Genomic DNA, 19,363 nt, shown 5'->3' on the forward strand with positions numbered 1-19,363 from the left:
GAAGTCATGTCGAAAACCCTCTTCACCAACGTCAACATCCTCGACAGCACCGGAGCCCAGCCCTTCCTGGGCGAAGTGCTAATCGCCGATGAGCGCATCACCGACGTCCGCGCCGGCTCGGGGAACCTGCCCCGCGAAGGCGTCAAGGTCATCGACGGCCGCGGCCAGACCCTGATGTCGGGCCTGTGCGATGCACACACCCACTTCACCTGGAACGACGGGGACCTCAACGGCCTGGAAACCATGCAGGTCGAGGAACACCTGCTCCACACCGTGCAGTCCGCCAAAACCTACATCGACTACGGCTACACGATGTGCTTCGGCGCCGCCAGCGCCAAGAAGCGCCTCGACGTCGTGGTCCGCAACGCCATCAACTCCGGCGACATCCCCGGCCCCCGCTACCTGGCCAACGGCCAGGAAATCGCCACCACCGCCGGGGACCTCGTCCCCGGCATCACCCAGATCGCCGACGGCGTCGAAGAAATGCGCAAGGTCGTCCGCGAAACCATCGGCCTGGGCGTGGACCAGATCAAACTCAGCATCTCCGGCGAGGAAATCACCGGGTCCAAGGCAGCCACCGACACCTACATCACCGAAGAAGAACTCCAGGTCGCCGTCGACGAGGCACACCGCCGCCACGTCCGCGTCTGCACCCACGCCCGCAGCCGCGACTCCGTCATCATCTCCCTGAAGACCGGCGTGGACATGATCTACCACGCCTCCTACATCGACGACGAAGGCATGGACATGCTCGAGGCCGCCAAAGACCGCGTCTTCGTCGCCCCGGCCATCAACTGGATCGTCGCCACCCTCAACGACGCCGCCGCCTTCGGCTACTCCCACGAAGCCGCCGAAAAAGCCGGCTACGCCCGCGAACTCGAAATCGCCTGCAAAGCCATCCAGGAGATGCGCCGCCGCGGCATCCGCGTGCTGCCCGGCGGAGACTACGGCTTCGCCTGGACACCCCGCGGCACTTACGCCCGCGACCTGGACCACTTCGTCAAGCTCTTCGGTTACACCGAAATGGAAGCCATCATCGCCGCCACCGCACTCGGCGGGGAACTCTTCCAAAAGCCCGACGAACTCGGGAAGGTCCTGCCCGGCTTCTACGCCGACCTGATCCTGGTCGACGGCAACCCGCTCGAAGACATCACCATCCTGCAGGACATCACCAAGATCACCGCCGTCATGAAAAACGGCGAATTCCACCGCGAACCGGCCGAGCACAGCCCGGCCACCCCGGAAACCGCACCCGATCTCGCCCTGACCCACCTCTAACGAGCGCCGCCACGGCCCCGGCCTCTGGCCGGGGCCGTACTCAAACTCATCCCCCGCACCACCGGCTCGCCCATTCGGCGGCTCTTTGCACGCCCCAGTACATACACGGCCCCAGCTTTCCTTTCAAAAAGACAATGACGCCATTTTGACCCTAAGGAACACACCAATGAAGCCCCTCGTCACCATCGGAATCACCGCCGGCATCCTCGCCGGCCTCTGGACCCAACTCAGCACTCCCTTCGGACTCATCACCTGGGTCGGCTTCCTCTCCTGGGCATGCTTCTTCGCCGCCGGCGGCAAACGCGCCGGACTGCTCAAGACCATCCCCGCCAACCTCTCCGGCGTGCTGTGGGGCGCAGCCATCGTCTGGGGAGCGGCGAACCTCCCCATCCCGGGCGCTCTCGGCATCGCCGTCGCCGTCGCCGCCTTCGCCATGTGCGTCCAGGCACGCTGGTTTGTGCTGGGCTTCATCCCCGGAGCATTCGCCGGATGTGCGGCGTACTTTGGCACCACCTTCGATGCCGCCGGAACCTGCCTGGCCCTGATCGCCGGCGCCGGCCTCGGCTGGCTCTCCGAATACACCGCAAGCCTTCTCACCAACGCCGGCAAGAAGGCACAGACACCCGCCCCGCTTACAGAAACCCAACCCGTCGCCTAAACGGCAAAGAGCGGCCCTAACACGCCAACCCCATGTCTCAGGTGCCACCGGCCAAGGTATACGCCGCCGGTGGCACCGACCCACAGACCGTATCCCGCCCCCACAACCGAGGAACCGCCATGAGTGAAACCACAGCGCAGCCCGCTGCCGGGTCCCTCCCCGCCGAACACAGGACCCTGAAACCCCAAACAGCGCGCTGTTTCCGGGTCGATGACTGGTTCCGCCTCCCGGCAGCAACGGTAGAAATCCGCCACCACGGCACCTACGTCAGAACCGCGCGGGTCGACGCCGCAACCCCGGACTCGAGAATGCTCTGGCTGTCCCCGGAAGGCGTCGAGTCCCGCGTGCTCATCGACAAAGTCGACGGATACGAAGTGTGGATCGACCCCGAACAGCTCTATTACACACGGCAGCGCCGGTAGCCAAAGGAGGCACCATGACCATCGTCACCGAACAAATCAGCACCATCGACCCCACACATGTCCGGGACGTGATGTCCAAGGTGCCCACCAGCGTCACCGTCGTCGCCGGCCAGCCCGAACTCACCGGAGAACGCGCCGCCATGATCGTAGGATCATTCGTCTTCATTTCCCTTGAACCTTGCCTTGTCGGTTTCTTCGTCGGACACGAGTCCACGAGCTGGCCACAGCTGAACAAGGCCACCGTGCTCGGGATCAGCACCCTGGCATCAACCCAGACACAGTTCTGCCGCAAACTCGGCAAAAAGACAGCAGACCGCTTCGACGATCACTTCTGGACTCAAGGGGAATTCGGGGCCCCGCTGGTCACTGGTTCGGTTGCATCCTTGGAATGCCAGATCGAAACCGTCACTCGCGTCGGCGACCACGATTTCGTCCTTGCCCGGGTACTCGGCCTCGGCATGAGCGCTAAAGCCGATCCTCTTTTGTTCCACAATCACAGCTTCTCTGGGCTTGCCGTGGCTGGAAAAACACAGCGTCCGTGAGGGCCGCCGGACATTAGACGCCGTCGCCTTCGGATATGAAAGCGCTTCATCCGCGCAGGCGACTCTTCGCCCACGATCTGGCAAAATCCGGCTAACACTTCAGCTGTCTACATTTGAGGGGGCACGAAGGGATGATACCGCCTGGTACCTGGAGGGTTCCGGGCCATCTCACGGCCGGAAGTCGAAACTGATCGTCCGAGCTCCCTGGCGATGGATCGCAGGCTCCCCGCCGGAACAAACGGTCGGCACTGAACCCCCTCATCCTCCGACAGATAGCGCGCGGACATTGTTCGCACTGGCACCGCAACCCGGGGCGGGTAGAGCATCTGCCGACTCAACCCGCCGACACCCTTGCGGCCGTTCGAGCCTCTCCGCCAGCCCCGAAGGGCCCATTTTCCTTGAACCGCGTCGCGAACGACCCACAAATATCACGGTTTCAGTCAGTGTTGCAGCGCTCAAGAGAGAGCACTCCCTCCCCAACGGGGCGGTGCGGGTCTATTCTTTTGCCATGATTCAGCTTCCAGCCAGCTACCAGCAGTATCTCGTCGGCAAGAGCGACAGCTTCATCAACACGGTCCGGCCCGTGCTGATGCAGTCCGCCGCGGACAAGTCCCACGGCGTCCGGGTGGTGTTCCATCCGCACGACCATCAAGCGCACCTGGATGAGACCATCCCGTTCGGCACCATTCTGGAAGACATCGACTGAGGCGTTGCGGGAACCCGGCCCGCAGGACTTGGCCGGGTCTACCCTTCCAGCAGGAGCCGTTGGGACCGCGGCGCGAGGGTGTGCTCGAGGACGAGGCACGCGGCGCCGACTGCTCCGACGTCTTCGCCGACTCCGGTGCCGACCACCTCGATGGCGTGGATCTTCCGGGTGTCGCTGGCCTCTTCGATGAGTCCGGGAATGATGGCCAGGTAGGACTCGGAGAGGCAGCTCCAGAACGGGCCGCCGAAGACCACCCTGTCCACGTCCAGCGTGTTGGTGATTACCGAAACGGCCCGGGCAACGAGCACGGCGGATTTTTCGAGGATTTCCACGGCATCGGCATTCCCGGCATAGGCCGCCGCGCAGAGGGCGTCAAAGCCCTCCTGGACCGCCGGGGCGCCTTTGTCCGTACGTGAGCCATCGAGTATTCCGGCGGCTTCGGCCTGGGCCACCAGCACCTGCGGGATGCACGAGGACTTCACGCAGCCCCGCTTGCCGCAATCGCAGGGCGGACCGTCGGGGTCCACGATGATATGTCCGATCTCGCCCGCGTTTCCGGAGGTGCCGCGCACCACTTCGTCGTTGAGGACGATGCCGCAGCCGATACCCGTTCCCATGTACATGAACACGAAGCTGCCGGCACCGCTCGGCCCGCCGGCCCAGGTTTCGGCGACGGCGGCGCTGGTCACGTCCTTGTCCACCAGGGTGGACAAGCCGGTGGCCTGGGCCAGGGCATCCCGCAGCGGGACGCGGTGCCAGCCAAGCAGGAGCGGCGGGTCGACGACCGTGCCTTCCTCGAGGTCGATCGGGCCCGGCGATGCCACGCCCAGGCCGGCGATCTTCGCACGGACCACGCCCGAGTCGTCGATCAGCCGTTGGATCTCGGCGGCAATGGTGTCAATGACGGCTCCCGGGTCCGACCCGGACGGCGTGGTGACCCGGGAGTGTTTGACCACGGCCCCCACCAGGTCCAGCAGCACGAACGTCAGCACGGCAGGGTCTAGGTGGACGCCCACGGCGTACATGCCGGCGGGGTTGAGCCGGAGCATGGTCCGGGGTTTGCCGGGTCCGGTGCCCTCTTTTCCGGCCTCGACGATCAGGCTCTGGTCCAGCAGGCGGCGGGAGATGTTGGAGATTGTCTGTGGGGACAGCCCGACGATCTGCGCGAGCTCCACGCGGCTCAGGCCCCCGGGCGTGCGGCGGATGGCGTCGAGGATGACGGTGAGGTTGAAGTCGCCCATCCGGGGCAGGTTGGTTCCGCGCCTTGGCGATGGCTGGCGGATCTCAGTCACTGATTCCCCTAAACGTCTTCGGCTACGTACTGCTTATCTCAGAATCGTACGTTACGCGCCGTTGCCCGCCCACTGACCTGCCGTTTCATTCCGCGGCGGTTTTCCGGGTGCTCGCCGTGACCGTGAATTTCGGGTTCCGCCCGACCTCCCGGGTGGGCCCGACCAGGCGTTCGAGCGCCGGCCGGTAGTGCAGGTGGCTGTTGAACACCGTCCACAGTTCCCCGCCCGGCGCCAGCACACGCCCCGCGGCCTCGATGAGCTTGATGCCGGCACCGGCGTGGACGGCGGCACCGACGTGGAAGGGCGGGTTCAGCAGGATGAGGTCGGCGCTTCCGGCGGGCAGCGAATCCATGGCGTCGTCCTGGAGCGCCTCGATCTGCTGGCCGAGGCCGTTGGCCTCGGCGGTGGCCCGGGCGGACGCGACGGCGGCGGCGGACTGGTCGGTGGCGGTGACCCGGGCGCCGGGGTTGGCCTGCGCGTACTTGGCTGCGAGGATCCCGGTGCCGCAGCCGAGATCGACGGCGTGGCCGGCGGCCGGCATCTGCGGCAGGAAGTCCAGCAGGAACCGCGTGCCGATGTCCAGCCCGGTCCCGGCGAAGACGGCGCCGTGGGCACACACCGCCAGCCCCAGTTCCGCGTTCTCCTCACTGACCGGGAAAGGCGGCGCGGCGGCAACTGGTTTGGGACTGCCGGCCAGCAGGATCCGTGATTTCTGCCGGGCAAGCTGGGGCTGGACCTCGTTGAAGTACCGCTCCAGGACCGCGTTCATGCCCAGGCTCATGTGCTTGACCCGGCCGCCTGCCAGCAGCACGACGTCGGGCGCGGCGTACCGGGCCACGGCGTCGGCGATTTCCTCCAGCTCGGCCAGCGACTTGGGCAGCTGCAGAAGCACGACGGCGGCCCCCTCCAGGAGGGCCGCTCCGAGCGGAAGCTGTTCGAAGCCGGCCGGGATGCCTGCGGCGTCAGCGTTGTTGCGCAGGGCACGTTCGCCGGTGATGAGGTCCTGGTGGACCCGGACCGGCCCGGCTCCGGCGTGTCCGCCGAGGGCCTCCAGGGCCAGCGCGCCGAGGGTCAGTGCGCCGTACCGGTCCCCCACCACGGCAATCCGGCCGCCGGGGTTCGGCAATCCGGCCGCCGTCTCCAGCAGAAGCCGGTCGGTGGCGTCCCAGGCCTGGAGGTTGGCCGCCTCAACGTCCGGGAACCTCCGCAACCGGGAAAAGAGCGAATCGAGATTGTTGTCCGCCACGCGCGAGCTGCCACCTTGTCTGTTCAGGCCTGGTTCTCTTCAAACCTGGGCCTTCTGCTCAGGCCTGGGTCTTGAGAGGCCCGATGGTTCAGGGCCAGTGTCCAACTTATCCTGCTCCGCGAACATCCTGAGGATCCCGGTCACGGCGGCCCGGCCGGCCCGGTTGGCCCCGATGGTGGATGAGGACGGGCCGTAACCGATCAGGTGCACCCGCGGCTCCGCGGCCACCCGGGTGCCGTCCATCGCGATACCTCCGCCGGGGCCCCGCAGGTGCAGCGGGGCGAGGTGGTCAAGTTCGGCCCGGAATCCGGTGGCCCAGAGAATGACGTCGGCGGCGAGGAACCCGCCGTCGGCCAGCCGGACGCCCCCGGGTTCGATCGCCGTGAACATCGGATGCCGGTCCAACACGCCCCGCGCGGCCGCGGCCCGCAGGGCAGGGGTCCTGATTAGCCCGGTTACCGAGACGACGCTCTGCGGCGGCAGGCCCTGGCGGACGCGCTCCTCGACGAGCGCGACGGCGTCGTGCCCGGCCTGCCGGTCGAACTCGGCGTCCCGCCACACCGGCTCGCGGCGCGTAAACCAGGTAGTGGTGGTGAGCTGCGAGATCTCGTCCAGCAGGCCGACGGCCGAAATCCCGCCGCCCACCACGATCACGTGCAGGCCGCGGAACTCTTCAGCCGAGACGTAGTCCGCGACATGCAGTTGACGCCCCCGGAAGCCGGCCCGGCCGGGGTAGATGGGCCAGAACGGCCGGGTCCAGGTGCCCGTGGCGTTGATCACGGCCCGGGCGGACCAGCTGCCCCGGGAGGTGGAGATCGTCAGCCGGCCGTCGGGGCGGCCGTCCTCGCGCCGGACGAACTGCACCTTGACCGGCCGCAGGACAGACAGCCCGAGCTGCTCCTCGTAGCCGCCGAAGTAGCGCGTCAGGAAGCTTGAACTCGGCTCCTCCGCATCAACTGCGGGCTGCGGGATACCGGGGAGGTCGCTGATGCCGTTCACTGTCGCCATGCGCAGGCTCCGCCAGCGGTGGCGCCAGGCACCGCCGGGGCCATCTTCGGCGTCGAGCATCACAAAGGTCCGCGCCGGCTCCCCCGGTTCCCCCGCCGCGGCGGTTCCCGGCGGGACGAAGCCGCGGCGCTGCAGGTGGTAGGAGGCCGAAAGCCCCGCCTGCCCCGCGCCGATCACCACGACGTCGACGGGCTGCACTTGCTCCCCACTGATGGTCTGCTCTCCGCTGTTGGCCTGTTCTGGGCTGACAGCCTGTTGTGGGCTGATCGACTGCTCCCCTGGCTAGATCTTCTTGACGACGCTGGATTTGAGCTGCATGGGGCCGACGCCGTCCACCTTGCAGTCGATGTCGTGGCCGCCCACGCCGTCGACGAGGCGGATGCCACGGACTTTGGTGCCGACCTTGATGACGGTGGAGCTGCCCTTGATCTTCAGGTCCTTGATGACTGTGACGGTGTCGCCATCCGCGAGGACCTTGCCGACCGCGTCCTTGATGACCTTCGGTGCGTCATCGGTTGCGGACGGCGCGGCGGCGGACCATTCGTGCGCGCACTCGGGGCAAACCAGGAGCGCCCCCAACTCATAGGTGTATTCACTGGAACATTCGGGGCACGGGGGAAGGGTCTGGTTCACGTCCCAATATTAGTTCCCCCGGAGCGAGCCGCGCCGCGGCGGGGGCTGAAGGGAGTCTTACTTGATGGCCTTGACGATCACGTCGTCCGCGTACGTGTCACCCATCTGCGTATCATGCTCAGCGCCGAGTTGAACGGCCGTCAATGATTTAGCGCCGATTCTGACCGACTTGCTGGCGTGGACGGACTGTTCGTTGTACCAAACTTGCACGCCAGTCGCGGTACCGTTGGCCACGATGTGCATGGCCACGTGGTGCCAAGTACCCAGCGCCGCGTTGGGCACCAGGGTGGTGTAACTGAATGTCCCGTTAGGGGCCGTTACCCGCAGCACCACAGCACCGCTGGCATTATCTCGAAACAGGTCTATGACGCGTTCGCTGCTGCTGAAGAAGCGGAAGAAGGGGACGTTGTTTCCGGCCACCCCGGCTTTAGTGATGTTGAACCAGCCGTCTGCATAGACCTCGGTTGTTTTACCGGGCAGGGCCGCTTGCATGTAGGCGATGGAATTGTTGGCGGTGGTCGCGTGCAGGAACGCGGCGCAGGCTCCGGAGTGGGAAGACGTTGAAGCGACCTTGACGGAACCGTTGCCCTGCGTGGTGGCTTTGAATCCTTTGAGCTTCCCGGACTCGAAATTCGACGCCGCGATGACTTTGCCCGGGAACGAGTTTGTCGGCGGTGCGGTGGAGCGGTCGCAGGTCACGGCCGAGGCAGCCGGGGCAAAACCTACTATCATCGGGCCGGTCAGCGCCAGGGCGATCGTGGCGGCACGGATCCGCCGAAACAACCGCCATTTTGGACCTAAGTCGAGGGCTGTCGTCGCTCGGAGGGAGATATTTTGATCGCGCATGTCGACCCCTGCTTCCGGCCGCAGTTCATCTAGGCCTGATCCTATTGGTCAAAGCATTGATATGCACGAGTAGCTGCTACCTGTATTCGCCTCGGGAGCACTTGAAGTTGCCGGGCTCCACCTACTCCCTCTACTCGGAGGAGGAACAGGTGGGGTGCGACCCGTTAAACAAAGGAGGTCCCGCTCAGTGAGCGGGACCTCTTCGGTGGAGCTGAGGGGACTCGAACCCCTGACCCCCTGCATGCCATGCAGGTGCGCTACCAGCTGCGCCACAGCCCCGAAACTTGCTGGGAAGATACCGTCTTCCCGGAAGCAACCTGATTATCTTAAACCACATTTGCCGCTGACGCGAATCGGCGCGCCCGCAAGTAGGCAAAGCGCGGTACTGCCGGAAACGTCCGGGTTCCGGGACAAAAAAATCCGCCGGAATCTTTCGATTCCGGCGGATAATCCGGTGGAGCTGAGGGGACTCGAACCCCTGACCCCCTGCATGCCATGCAGGTGCGCTACCAGCTGCGCCACAGCCCCGAATTTTCGTTGCTCCGGCCCCGTCGGCTTGCGCTTCCGGCTCCGGTACTTTGTCCGGATCTCTCCGAAGCAACTCAAATATCTTAGAACAGCCTTTCGGAAAATTCCAAATCGGGCATATTCGCGCTTTTCGGCTGGATGCTCAGCAGCGGCATTACTCCGAGTCGGAGGCGACGGCGGCCTTGGCGGATGCGTCCTCACCCAGCTGGAGGTCCACCACGGGGCAGTCCTTCCACAGGCGCTCGAGTGCGTAGAACACCCGGTCTTCCTCGTGCTGGACGTGGATGACGATGTCCGAGTAGTCCAGCAGGACCCAGCGTCCGCCGGAGCGTCCTTCACGGCGGGTCGGCTTGAGGCCGAACTTGGTGAGCTCTTCCTCGATGCCGTCCACGATCGCGTTGACCTGGCGCTCGGAGGGCGCCGAGGCAATCAGGAAGACGTCGGCCAGGGCCAGCCGCTCGCTGACGTCCAGCGCCACGATGTCATCGGCGAGTTTCTCCGAGGCAGCGCGGGCTGCGTGGCGGGCTGTGGCGATGGATGATTCTGTTGCAGTCACGGGACTCCTTGTTGGGTGAAATCTTTGGGGTGGAAAAGCTTTGATACGAAATAGGGCTGACGTTCCGGGCGAGGACCGGCACTAGCCGGCGAGGCCGGTGATGATCAGCGTGATGCCGGCGATCAGGGCGAGGATACCCAGGGCCAGCACGCCCAGCTGCAGCATTCGGAGGCGGCGGGCCCGATCGAGGCCGGCCGTGGCCGCGTCGAGGGGATCGAGGCCATAGGCGGAGTTTGCAGCCACCGGGGTCCTCCCGGCGAACTCTTCTTCCGACTCCGGCGCCACGGCGGGCCGCACCGCGGGACTGGTGCGCGTGGCGGGGCCCTTGGCGGCGGCTTCGGCGCGGGCAAGCACACCGGCACGGCCGGTCGCCGGAACCGAGCGTTGCCGGGACGACCCGGGACGGCGGCTGCCGGACTTCCGGGGGTCTTCCACCCGGGGGCCCGGGTTGGTGACGACCGGAACGTACGACGTGGCAGGGCGCTTCATGACAGGCCGCTCCACGCCGGGGACTTGCTCAAATTCCAAAGGGGTGACCATGGCCAGGTTGCTCGCGGTCGAGGGGTCATTCCGCGGCGGCGCAGGCGGGTTGTTTTGTTCGGCCAGCTTCTGCTTCGCGGCGGCACGCCGGTTCAGCACCGCGGCCCGTTCGGCCAGCGCGATCTGCTCGGCCAGGACGTCAGGATCGACGGCGTCGGGGTCGTTGGCCGCGATGTGTTCCATCTTGGCCAGCTGGTTGTGCGCCTGCTGGGCCAGCAGTTCGCGGGCGGCGAGGGCCTGCTCGACGGTCATCCCGTCGGGCAGCTGGCCGCCGGGGCCGGGAGCGCCGGTGTCCGGGCCCGGGGCGGTTCCCTTCGGGCCGCTGGCGGGAGCCGGAGCGGCCTTGCCGGCGGCGTTTTCCTTGGAGTCCTTACCGGGGGCCGATACCTTGGCTGCCGGGTCCTTCGGTGCCGGGCCCTTGCCGGGAGCAGAGGTGCCGGCGGGCTTCGCCCCCGGCTTGGCGCCCGGCTGGCCCACCACCGGGTTGGCGCGGGTCCGCGGCGACGCGGGAACGATCAGGTTGGCCGACGTGGCCGGGGCGGTTTCCGCCGCCAGCTGCAGAAGCCTCAACTGGCGCCGGGTGGGCGGACCGCCGGCTGCGAGCTGGCCTTCTTTTTCGGCCAGTTCCTTGATTGTGCGGAGCGCAGCCCGGTCCCGCGCGCGGACCTGCGAGGACCGTTGGGTCCCGGCCGGCGTGCGCACGGAATCTACCGGCCCGTCAGCCACCCGTCGGCTGCGTCCGGTGATTTCTGCGGCGGTGGGTTCGCCCGGATCCGCCTGGGCTGCCGGCTTGGCGGCCGCAGCCTTCGGGGCCGCCGGGTTTGAGGCAGGACCAACCGCGCCGGGAGCCGCGGTACCGGACTCCTGGCCCGCTTCCAGGCGTTCATCCCGAGCCTGTCGCAATTCGCGGCGGCTGCGGACGGGTGGCTGTTCCTGACTCATTCCAAACTCACTCAGTGCTGGCTGGTTGGCTTATTTCGGCGGACCGCATGTACCGGGCCGCTTCGTTCTCTGCTTCAATTCCCGATGCGTGGTCCACGGGGTCAGGGTCGCCGTCGTACAGTCCGTACTTCGCGATGTACTGGACCACACCGTCGGGCACGAGGTACCAGACGGGGTTGCCGGCAGCCACGCGGGCGCGGCAGTCCGTGGAGGAGATTGCCATGGCCGGGACTTCGAGCAGGCTGACGTCCTTGCGTCCCATGCCGTCCAGCACGTGTCCGGGCCGGGTGACCCCGACAAAGTGCGCCAGGGACCAGAGCTCGTCGATGTCTTTCCAGGACAGGATCTGGGCCAGGGCGTCCGCGCCGGTGATGAAGAACAGATCGGCGTCGGGCCGCAGGGTGCGCAGGTCACGCAGCGTGTCAATGGTGTAGGTCGGCCCCGGCCGGTCCACGTCCACCCGGCTGACGGTGAACCGGGGGTTAGAGGCCGTGGCGATGACGGTCATGAGGTACCGGTGCTCCGCCTCGCTGACCTTCTTGCTCATCTTTTGCCACGGCTGGCCGGTGGGCACAAACACCACTTCGTCCAGATCGAACTCCGCCGCAACCTCACTGGCTGCGACAAGGTGTCCGTGGTGGATGGGGTCGAATGTGCCGCCCATTACCCCTAGACGCACGCGGCGCTTCGCGCCGTGCTGCTTCATGGTGGCGGAAATATTAGTGGCCCTGGCCGTGATCGTGCTTGTTCGGGTGCTGGCGGTGCGGATCCGAGTGCTCCTCGACGGCCTCGTGGCGCCTGCCCAAGTTGGAGTAGGACAGCGTGATGAACATCATGAGGAGGAGGATCGCGAAAATCGAGACCCCGAAGACCCACGGCTCGGCCCAGAGCGGCGCGAGTTCCTCGTGGCCGGATTCGCCGGCGGCGGCGACAATTGTGGCGATCTGCTGCGACAGCATGTTCTCCCCTAGTGACTTCAAGATTTTTCGACGGCGGTTGACCCCGCCGTTCCGGACTTCTGTTCCATGTTACAGCGTTGCTAGGCCCTGATCTGGCCCTCGCCCTGGACGATCCACTTCGTGGTGGTCAGTTCAGTGAGTCCCATCGGGCCCCGGGCGTGCAGCTTCTGGGTCGAGATGCCCACCTCGGCGCCCAGGCCCAGTTCACCGCCGTCGGTGAACCGTGTGGAGGCATTCACGATCACGGCGGCCGAATCGACCTCGGCGATGAACCGCTCGGCGTTGGCGAGGTCGTTGGTCAGGATGGCCTCAGTATGCCCGGTCGACCAGGTGCGGATGTGCCGGACGGCGTCCTCCAGGCTGTCCACCATGGCCACGGCGAGGTCCAGGTCCATGTACTCGGTGGCCCAGTCCTCCTCGGTCGCGGGGACGGACTCGACGGACGCCGGCAGCGCCGCACGGACCCGCTCGTCCGTATGCAGGGTCACGCCGGCGGCGCGCAGGGCGGCGGCGACGGCGGGCAGCACGGTGGAGCCGGAGTGGACCAGCAGGGTTTCCACGGTGTTGCAGACGCTGGGACGCTGGGTCTTGGCGTTCAGCAGGATTTCCACGGCCATCTCCTCGTTGGCGGAGGCGTCGAGGAAGATGTGGACGTTGCCCTCCCCCGTCTCGATGACCGGCACCGCGGCGTTCCTCACGACGGACTGGATCAGGTCGCGGCCGCCGCGGGGTATCAGGACATCCACCCGGCCGCGGGCACGCATCAGGACGTTTGCGCCTTCGCGGCCGTACTGGTCCACGGTCTGCACGGCGTCGGCGGGCAGGCCCACTGACTCCAGCGCGTCGCGGAGGATGGTGACCAGGGCGGCGTTCGTGGCGGCAGCGGCGGTCCCGCCGCGCAGGATGACGGCGTTGCCGCTCTTGAGGCCCAGCCCGGCGATGTCAACGGTGACGTTGGGCCGCGCCTCGTAGATGGCGGCGACGACGCCCATCGGCACGTTGATCTGGCGCAGCCGCAGCCCGTTGGGGAGGGTCTGGCCGCGCACCACGTTCCCCACCGGATCGGGAAGCGTGGCGAGGTTTTCCAGGGCGCCGGCCAGGGCTTTGATCCGGGCGTCCGTGAGCGTGAGCCGGTCCAGCATGGCCGCGGACGTGCCGTTGGCCCGTCCCGCGGAAACGTCCTTAGCGTTGGCGCTGAGGATCTGGCGGCTGCCCTCGAGCAGCGCGGCGGCAATCGCCCGCAGGCCCCGGTCCTTCCAGGCGCGGTTCGCGCCGGCCATCCGGCGGGCGGCGTGGCGGGAGCGGTCGGCAATGGCGTGGACGGCGGCCTCCACGTCGGCTTCCCCGGGTGCTTCCGCGGCCTCCGGGGAAGCCGGGGTGGCGCGGACGCCTTGCGACGGCCCATCCGCAGGGATCAGACCGTCGGCAATCAGCTTGTCGGCGAGCACGGCAGAGCGGGGAGTCAGGGCCTCAGTCATGCCACCAGTTTAGGCGAGCGGCAGGCTTAGACCAGCACCAGGTCGTCAACATGAACAACGACGCGGTCATATCCGCGGCCGAGGGCCTTGCCGAGTTCCTTGGTGGACCGGCCCAGCATCTGGGGCAGCTCGTCCGAGGCGTAGTTGACCAGCCCGCGGGCGATCACGATGCCGTCCGCCGAGACCATCTCCACCGCGTCACCGGCTTCAAAGGAGCCGCGGACGGCGGTGATGCCGGCCGGCAGCAGCGAGGTGCGGCGGTCGCGCACGGCCCGGACGGCGCCGTCGTCGAGCACAAGGCTGCCTTCCACGGACGCCAGGTGCGCCAGCCACAGCAGCCGGATGGGCTTCCGGGAGCCGTTGACCGAGAACCAGGTCCCCACGTCCTCTCCGGCCAGAGCGGCGGCGGCGTTTCCGGTGGATGTGACGAGGGCGTGGATTCCGGAGCCGGCGGCGATCATCGCCGCTTCCACCTTGGTGACCATTCCCCCGGTCCCGACGCCGGCCTTGCCGGTGCTGCCGATGGAGACGCCGTCGAGGTCGTGCGGGCCCGTGACGTGCGGGATCCGCTGGGCGCCGTGCGAGGGCGGCCCGTCGTAGAGGGAGTCGACGTCGGAGAGCAGCACCAGGGCGTCGGCGCGGACCAGGTGCGCCACGAGGGCCGCCAGCCTGTCGTTGTCGCCAAAGCGGATCTCGTGCGTGGCGACGGTGTCGTTTTCGTTGACCACCGGCACGACGCCGAGGTTCAGCAGCCGGTCCAGGGCGCGGAAGGCGTTGGTGTGTTGGCTGCGGCGCATGAAGTCTTCGGCGGTCAGGAGCACCTGGCTGACGGTGACGCCGTGGGCACCAAAGGCGTGCGTGTAACGGGCCATCAGCAGGCCCTGGCCCACGCTCGCGGCGGCCTGCTGGGTGGCGAGGTCGCGGGGACGCTTCTCGAGCCCGAGCGGGGCCAGTCCGGCGGCGATGGCACCGGAGGACACCAGGATGATCTCGGCGCCTTCGTTCCGCTTGTGCGCCAGCGCATCGGCGAGACCGGTCAGTGCCTCCTCCGAGATGCCGCCCTTGATGCTGGTCAGGGAGGAAGAACCGACCTTGACCACGATCCGGCGGGCGCCGGAGAGCGCGGAGCGGTCCGGTGCGGCGTGGTGCGGGACGGAAAGGGCCGGCGTGGTTATGGCCGTGGCTGAATGGGCCGGCGCCGATCCCACCGGAACCGGAGGTTCAACACTGCCGGCCGCACCGGGCACGATGACGGTTTTACTCGTCATCTGCTGTGCCCAGTCCACTCTCCTTGACCGGCTTGACGGCCCGGCGTCCGCTGACGGATTCAGTCCAGATGCCGGCCTTGCGCTCGGCTTCGAGCTCGGCGCGGGCGGCGGCCTTGGCCTCGCGGCGTTCGACCTGCTCGTCGCGCTTCTGCCCACGGGTGGGGCGGTCGCCGATGTCGGCGAAACGCACGTCGGTGCCGCGCGGGGAGGCCAGCAGTTCGGCGCCGGCCATCATGGTGGGCTCCCAGTCGAAGACGACGCCGTCGTCCTCGCCAATGACCACCGTGTCGCCGGGCTTGGCGCCCTGCTTGAACAGTTCATTTTCGACGCCGAGCTTGGCGAGGCGGTCCGCGAGGTAGCCGATGGCTTCCTCGTTGGTGAAGTCGGTCTGCTTCACCCAGCGCACGGGCTTGTCGCCGAGCACGCGGAAGAGTGGTTCCAGGTTCTTCTCTTCGCGGCGGATCTTGAAACCGGATTCGTTGACGGCACGGGGCTTGAGGACCGGGGCGTGGACCTTGGGCGGGGCCGCGGCGAGCTCGTCGCGGGCGGCCTGAACGATTTCAGCCATGGCAAAGCCGAGCTGGCGGAGTCCCTCGTGGCTCGTGGCGGAGATCTCGAAGACCTTGTAGCCGCGGGACTCGAGTTCCGGGCGGACGAACTCGGCCATGTCCTTGCCGTCGGGCAGGTCCACCTTGTTCAGGGCCACCAGGCGGGGACGGTGGTTCAGCGGCACGACTTCGCCGTCGGATCCGGCGAAGCTCATGTCCACCGCGTACTTCTCGAGTTCGGCTTCGATGACCGCGAGGTCGGAGAGCGGGTCGCGGTCCGATTCAAGCGTTCCGCAGTCCAGCACGTGCACGAGGGCGGCGCAGCGCTCGACGTGGCGCAGGAAGTAGTGGCCCAGTCCCTTGCCTTCGCTGGCACCTTCAATCAGGCCCGGGACGTCGGCGATGGTGAAGCGGACGTCGCCGGCCTGGACGACGCCGAGGTTCGGGATCAGGGTGGTGAACGGGTAGTCGGCGATCTTCGGCCGGGCAGCCGACATCGCGGCGATCAGGCTGGACTTGCCGGCGGAGGGGAAGCCGACCAGGGCGATGTCCGCGATGGACTTCAGCTCCAGGACGACGTCGCTGGATTCGCCTTCGATACCCAGCAGCGCGAAGCCGGGGGCGCGTCGCTTCTGGGAGGAGAGCGAGGCGTTGCCGAGGCCGCCGATGCCGCCGGCGGCCGCGATGTATTCGGCGCCTTCGCCCACGAGGTCGGCGAGGACCTTGCCGTCCTTGGACTTCACCACGGTGCCCTCGGGCACCGGGAGGATGAGGGTTTCGCCGTTCTTGCCGCCGCGCCAGTCGCCCATGCCGGGTCCGCCGTTGGTGGCGTGCCGGTGCGGGGCGTGGTGGTAGTCGAGCAGGGTGGTGGTCTGCGGGTCAACACGGAGGATGACGTCGCCGCCGTTGCCGCCGTTGCCGCCGTCGGGACCGCCCAGTGGCTTGAACTTCTCGCGGTGGACGGAGACACAGCCGTGGCCGCCGGTACCGCCGGATACGTGCAGTACTACCCGGTCTACAAAGCTCGCCACGTGGATCTCCTCAGTGCTGTTCCCTGGACCCGCAATGGGGCCCAAGATGATTGTAATGCGGAAAAACACCGGTGGAGCGGACCAAATGGCCCGCTCCACCGATTTAGAACTTGTTGTTACTCTGCAGCTGCAGCAGCCACGATGTTCACAACGCGACGACCACGGCGGGTGCCGAACTCGACTGCACCGGGGGTCAGGGCGAACAGGGTGTCGTCCCCGCCACGGCCAACGCCGGCGCCCGGGTGGAAGTGGGTGCCGCGCTGGCGGACGATGATCTCGCCTGCGGAAACGACCTGGCCACCGAAGCGCTTCACGCCGAGGTACTGGGCGTTGGAGTCACGACCGTTGCGAGTGGAACTCGCGCCTTTTTTATGTGCCATTTGAAATGCCTGCCTTCAAAAATTCTGGGGAATCTGCTGGAACCTGAACAGTAACGAAGAGTTACTTGATACCGGTGATCTTGACCTTGGTCAATTCCTGACGGTGACCCTGGCGCTTCTTGTAACCGGTCTTGTTCTTGAACTTCTGGATGACGATCTTCGGACCACGAAGGTCTTCGAGGATCTCAGCCGTAACCGTTACCTTGGCCAGGTCCGCAGCAGCAGAGGTGATCTTGTCACCGTCTACCAGGAGCAGTGCGGGCAACTCAAAGGTGCTGCCGGCTCCACCGGGGACGCGGTTCAGGGTAACGAAGTCTCCAACGGAAACCTTCTCTTGGCGGCCGCCTGCGCGGACAATCGCGTACACCACTGGGGAACTCACTTCTCTCGACGTTTATTACTAGATTTGCGTGCGGAACCTGGTCCAAGTTGTTTGGCTGGCTCACGCTGTGCCTCAACGCCGGTGGGTTTCCCGGGGGAACCCATGAGCTATCCCGTGGTCAAATCCGAAATCGGATTGTCCTCAAGGTCATAACCCAAGTGTTGGCGTAAGCACCGAAGATCTAGACTACGCTAATTTTGCCTTCGGCCGCAAACGAGGCTGGCTCCGGCGGGCCATGCGTGGTGGACTTCACTCCATCAAGAACAGAGCGATCCTGCAACGACTTCCGGAACCGTGCCCCACCATCGTACAGGCTGGCCGGGCCCCCGCCGGTCAAGCATGCAGTCTCGGCGCGTCGAAGAAGGCGACTTCGTAACGGGCCGACTGCCGGAAAGCCAGCTCCATGGCGTCCCGTTCGCCGGCCGAGGCGCGGCGCGCCGCGTCATCCGTGATGCCGATGGCCTGCCGCGTGGCCGCGGCGAAGTCCTCGTCGGCATAGGTCCGCAGCCAGTCGGCGTAGGGGTGCGCTGCGGCGGCGCCGGCCGCCAGAAACTTCCCGTGGAGTTCCGCGCCGACCTCGGCGTAGAGCCAGAAGCACGGCAGGGCGGCCGCGACCAGCACCCCGTAGCTGCCGGCGACGGAGGACGCCAGCAGGTGGTCCACATAGGACTTCGTCACCGGGCCGAGAGTTCCCTCCACGGTCCGGGTGCTGAGCCAGCTCCGGTGCAGCTCGGATTCGACTTCCAGGCACTGCTGCGCGGAGCGGGCCCAGAAGAGCTGTTCGGCTTCGGAGGGTGCGAGTGCGGCCGCCCGCGCCAGCACCCGCGAGTAGCCATTGAGGTAGAGGGCGTCCTGGGCCAGATAGTAGGCGAACTCCCGCTCGGGGAGCGTGCCGTCCGCCAGCCCCCGAATGAAGTCCAGGCCGTAGATCTCGTCGAGGTCCTGCGCCGCGCCCGCCCCGAGGGCAGCGACGAACTCGCCCTTGGCCGGAACCCGGGTGTCCGCGGGACCCTGATCGAGGCGGTGGCCCGCGGTCAGGTGCTGGACGTGGTGGAAATGGTGCACCGGGCCGTTGCCGGTGCCGACATCCAGGTGCTCCGAGTCGCGCAGCGCACCTTCGAGCCAGGGCTTGACCTCGCGCAGCGCGGCTTCCCAGTCCCCCACGCGGGCCTGCACTGTTGCCAGCGCCGAGGACAGCGAGCATCCGGTGCCGTGGCTGTTGCTTGTGGGAACGCGTCGGCCCTGCACCACGACTGTCTCCTGGCCCAGCAATCCCCCGGTGTTGACGAGCGCATCCGGGCAGCCGCCGCCGGCCTCACTGCCCGCGCCGGCCTCACTGCCCGCGCCGGATTCGCTGCCGGCGCCGCCGTCGAGATGACCGCCCTTCACCAGGACCGTGGTGCCGGTCTGGGCGGCGAGCCGTTTGCCCTGAGCCAGGGCCTCGGCCCAGTCGGCCGCGACCGGCTCCCGGAGCAGCAGGGCGAGTTCCGCGAGGTTGGGCGTGACGAGGTCCGCGAGGGGAAGAAGCGCGTGCAGGGCGGCCTCGGCTGTCTCGGCGAGCAGCCGGTCCCCGCTGGTGGCCACCATGACGGGGTCCAGGACGACGATGCCGGGACGGGCCTGCTCCAGCCAGCGTCGGACGGCATCGATCACGGAGGCGTCGCCGAGCATGCCGATTTTGACGGCGTCGATGCCGATGTCCGCGCTCACGGCGTCCAGCTGGGCCGTCAGGAAGGCGGCCGGTGGAACATGGACGGCCTGGACGCCGCGGGTGTTCTGGGCCGTGAGGGCGGTGATCGCGGCCATGCCGTACCCGCCATGGGCGGCAATGCTTTTCAGGTCCGCCTGGATGCCCGCGCCGCCGGACGGGTCGGAACCGGCGATGGCCAGCACCCGGGGAATCCGTGGCGGGGCGGTGCGCGGAGCGGGGGGCAGAAATGCGGATGGAAGGACAGCTGTTGCCACGAGAGACATCCCTTCGCCGGTGCTAACCGGACAGGTTCAACGGGTCTGGATCTCAGCCGGCTCGTTGCGCGGCACCCCGTGTCAGTGCTCCAGCCTAGCCGCACTGCTTAACGGACGGCGGGTGCGGCCCGAACCTCGGCGAATTGCTACGCCGG

Annotated in this window: 20 protein-coding genes, 2 tRNA genes and 1 riboswitch; of the genes, 5 read left to right on the forward strand and 17 right to left on the reverse strand. The window is 67.1% G+C overall.

From position 1 onward, the window contains the following. Positions 1-6 precede the first annotated feature (6 nt). From OM977_RS11730 to OM977_RS11750, 5 genes are all read left to right on the forward strand, one after another. Positions 7-1,278: a metal-dependent hydrolase family protein gene (locus OM977_RS11730; protein ID WP_264354141.1), complete on the forward strand. Its 1,272-nt coding sequence runs from the start codon at positions 7-9 to the stop codon at positions 1,276-1,278. Positions 1,279-1,444: 166 nt separating this feature from the next. Next, entirely contained in the window at positions 1,445-1,936 is a 492-nt protein-coding gene (locus tag OM977_RS11735) for a DUF1097 domain-containing protein (RefSeq protein ID WP_264354142.1), read from the forward strand. 119 nt (positions 1,937-2,055) lie between these two features. Beyond that, on the forward strand, positions 2,056-2,358 hold the full coding sequence (locus OM977_RS11740; protein ID WP_264354143.1) for a hypothetical protein: 303 nt from the start codon (positions 2,056-2,058) through the stop codon (positions 2,356-2,358). 14 nt (positions 2,359-2,372) lie between these two features. Next, entirely contained in the window at positions 2,373-2,900 is a 528-nt protein-coding gene (locus OM977_RS11745) for a flavin reductase family protein (RefSeq protein WP_264354144.1), read from the forward strand. A gap of 508 nt (positions 2,901-3,408) precedes the next feature. Then, a complete protein-coding gene (locus OM977_RS11750) occupies positions 3,409-3,606 on the forward strand; it encodes a hypothetical protein (protein ID WP_264354145.1) in 198 nt (65 codons plus the stop codon). A 38-nt stretch (positions 3,607-3,644) separates the two neighbouring features. Here OM977_RS11750 and OM977_RS11755 read toward each other — a convergent pair whose 3' ends face one another. The 17 genes from OM977_RS11755 to OM977_RS11835 all read right to left on the reverse strand — a co-directional run bounded on the left by OM977_RS11755 (position 3,645) and on the right by OM977_RS11835 (position 19,217). Then, entirely contained in the window at positions 3,645-4,847 is a 1,203-nt protein-coding gene (locus OM977_RS11755) for an ROK family transcriptional regulator (protein WP_264357395.1), read from the reverse strand. A 136-nt stretch (positions 4,848-4,983) separates the two neighbouring features. After that, the gene (locus tag OM977_RS11760) at positions 4,984-6,144 is read right to left on the reverse strand and encodes a class I SAM-dependent methyltransferase (protein ID WP_264354146.1); all 1,161 of its coding nucleotides are present in this window, start codon (positions 6,142-6,144) and stop codon (positions 4,984-4,986) included. A gap of 39 nt (positions 6,145-6,183) precedes the next feature. Continuing rightward, positions 6,184-7,350 (reverse strand): NAD(P)/FAD-dependent oxidoreductase, encoded by a 1,167-nt coding sequence (locus OM977_RS11765; protein WP_264354147.1) that lies wholly within the window; start codon positions 7,348-7,350, stop codon positions 6,184-6,186. Between the two features lie 84 nt (positions 7,351-7,434). Further along, a complete protein-coding gene (locus OM977_RS11770; RefSeq protein WP_264354148.1) occupies positions 7,435-7,785 on the reverse strand; it encodes a zinc ribbon domain-containing protein YjdM in 351 nt (116 codons plus the stop codon). Positions 7,786-7,842: 57 nt separating this feature from the next. Next, positions 7,843-8,631, reverse strand: a complete 789-nt coding sequence (locus OM977_RS11775) for a LamG domain-containing protein (protein ID WP_264354149.1) — start codon at positions 8,629-8,631, stop codon at positions 7,843-7,845. A 206-nt stretch (positions 8,632-8,837) separates the two neighbouring features. After that, positions 8,838-8,910, reverse strand: a tRNA-Ala gene (locus OM977_RS11780). 176 nt (positions 8,911-9,086) lie between these two features. Then, positions 9,087-9,159 (reverse strand) — tRNA-Ala (locus tag OM977_RS11785). Positions 9,160-9,313: 154 nt separating this feature from the next. Further along, positions 9,314-9,715 carry a ribosome silencing factor gene (rsfS, locus tag OM977_RS11790; protein ID WP_264354150.1) on the reverse strand — a complete coding sequence of 134 codons (402 nt, stop codon included), beginning with the start codon at positions 9,713-9,715 and terminating at the stop codon, positions 9,314-9,316. A gap of 81 nt (positions 9,716-9,796) precedes the next feature. Next, positions 9,797-11,197, reverse strand: a complete 1,401-nt coding sequence (locus OM977_RS11795) for a hypothetical protein (RefSeq protein ID WP_264354151.1) — start codon at positions 11,195-11,197, stop codon at positions 9,797-9,799. A gap of 7 nt (positions 11,198-11,204) precedes the next feature. Next, complete coding sequence (nadD, locus tag OM977_RS11800) at positions 11,205-11,861, reverse strand: nicotinate-nucleotide adenylyltransferase (RefSeq protein ID WP_264354152.1); 657 nt, start codon at positions 11,859-11,861, stop codon at positions 11,205-11,207. 55 nt (positions 11,862-11,916) lie between these two features. Further along, positions 11,917-12,156, reverse strand: coding sequence for a hypothetical protein (locus OM977_RS11805; protein WP_264354153.1), 240 nt, complete (start codon positions 12,154-12,156; stop codon positions 11,917-11,919). A gap of 80 nt (positions 12,157-12,236) precedes the next feature. Beyond that, complete coding sequence (locus tag OM977_RS11810) at positions 12,237-13,634, reverse strand: glutamate-5-semialdehyde dehydrogenase (protein WP_264354154.1); 1,398 nt, start codon at positions 13,632-13,634, stop codon at positions 12,237-12,239. Between the two features lie 26 nt (positions 13,635-13,660). Further along, positions 13,661-14,902: a glutamate 5-kinase gene (proB, locus tag OM977_RS11815; protein ID WP_264354155.1), complete on the reverse strand. Its 1,242-nt coding sequence runs from the start codon at positions 14,900-14,902 to the stop codon at positions 13,661-13,663. Beyond that, entirely contained in the window at positions 14,892-16,481 is a 1,590-nt protein-coding gene (obgE, locus tag OM977_RS11820; protein WP_264354156.1) for a GTPase ObgE, read from the reverse strand. The genes proB and obgE overlap by 11 nt, the downstream gene beginning before the upstream one ends. Positions 16,482-16,597: 116 nt before the next feature. Further along, a complete protein-coding gene (gene rpmA / locus OM977_RS11825) occupies positions 16,598-16,861 on the reverse strand; it encodes a 50S ribosomal protein L27 (protein ID WP_009372867.1) in 264 nt (87 codons plus the stop codon). A 61-nt stretch (positions 16,862-16,922) separates the two neighbouring features. Beyond that, positions 16,923-17,231: a 50S ribosomal protein L21 gene (rplU, locus tag OM977_RS11830; RefSeq protein ID WP_264357396.1), complete on the reverse strand. Its 309-nt coding sequence runs from the start codon at positions 17,229-17,231 to the stop codon at positions 16,923-16,925. Positions 17,232-17,576: 345 nt separating this feature from the next. Next, a complete protein-coding gene (locus OM977_RS11835) occupies positions 17,577-19,217 on the reverse strand; it encodes a bifunctional hydroxymethylpyrimidine kinase/phosphomethylpyrimidine kinase (RefSeq protein WP_264354157.1) in 1,641 nt (546 codons plus the stop codon). Next, positions 19,200-19,297, reverse strand: a riboswitch (TPP riboswitch). It overlaps the preceding gene by 18 nt. Positions 19,298-19,363 lie beyond the last annotated feature (66 nt).

Origin of the sequence: Pseudarthrobacter sp. MM222 (genome assembly GCF_947090775.1) — a bacterium.
GTDB lineage: Bacteria > Actinomycetota > Actinomycetes > Actinomycetales > Micrococcaceae > Arthrobacter.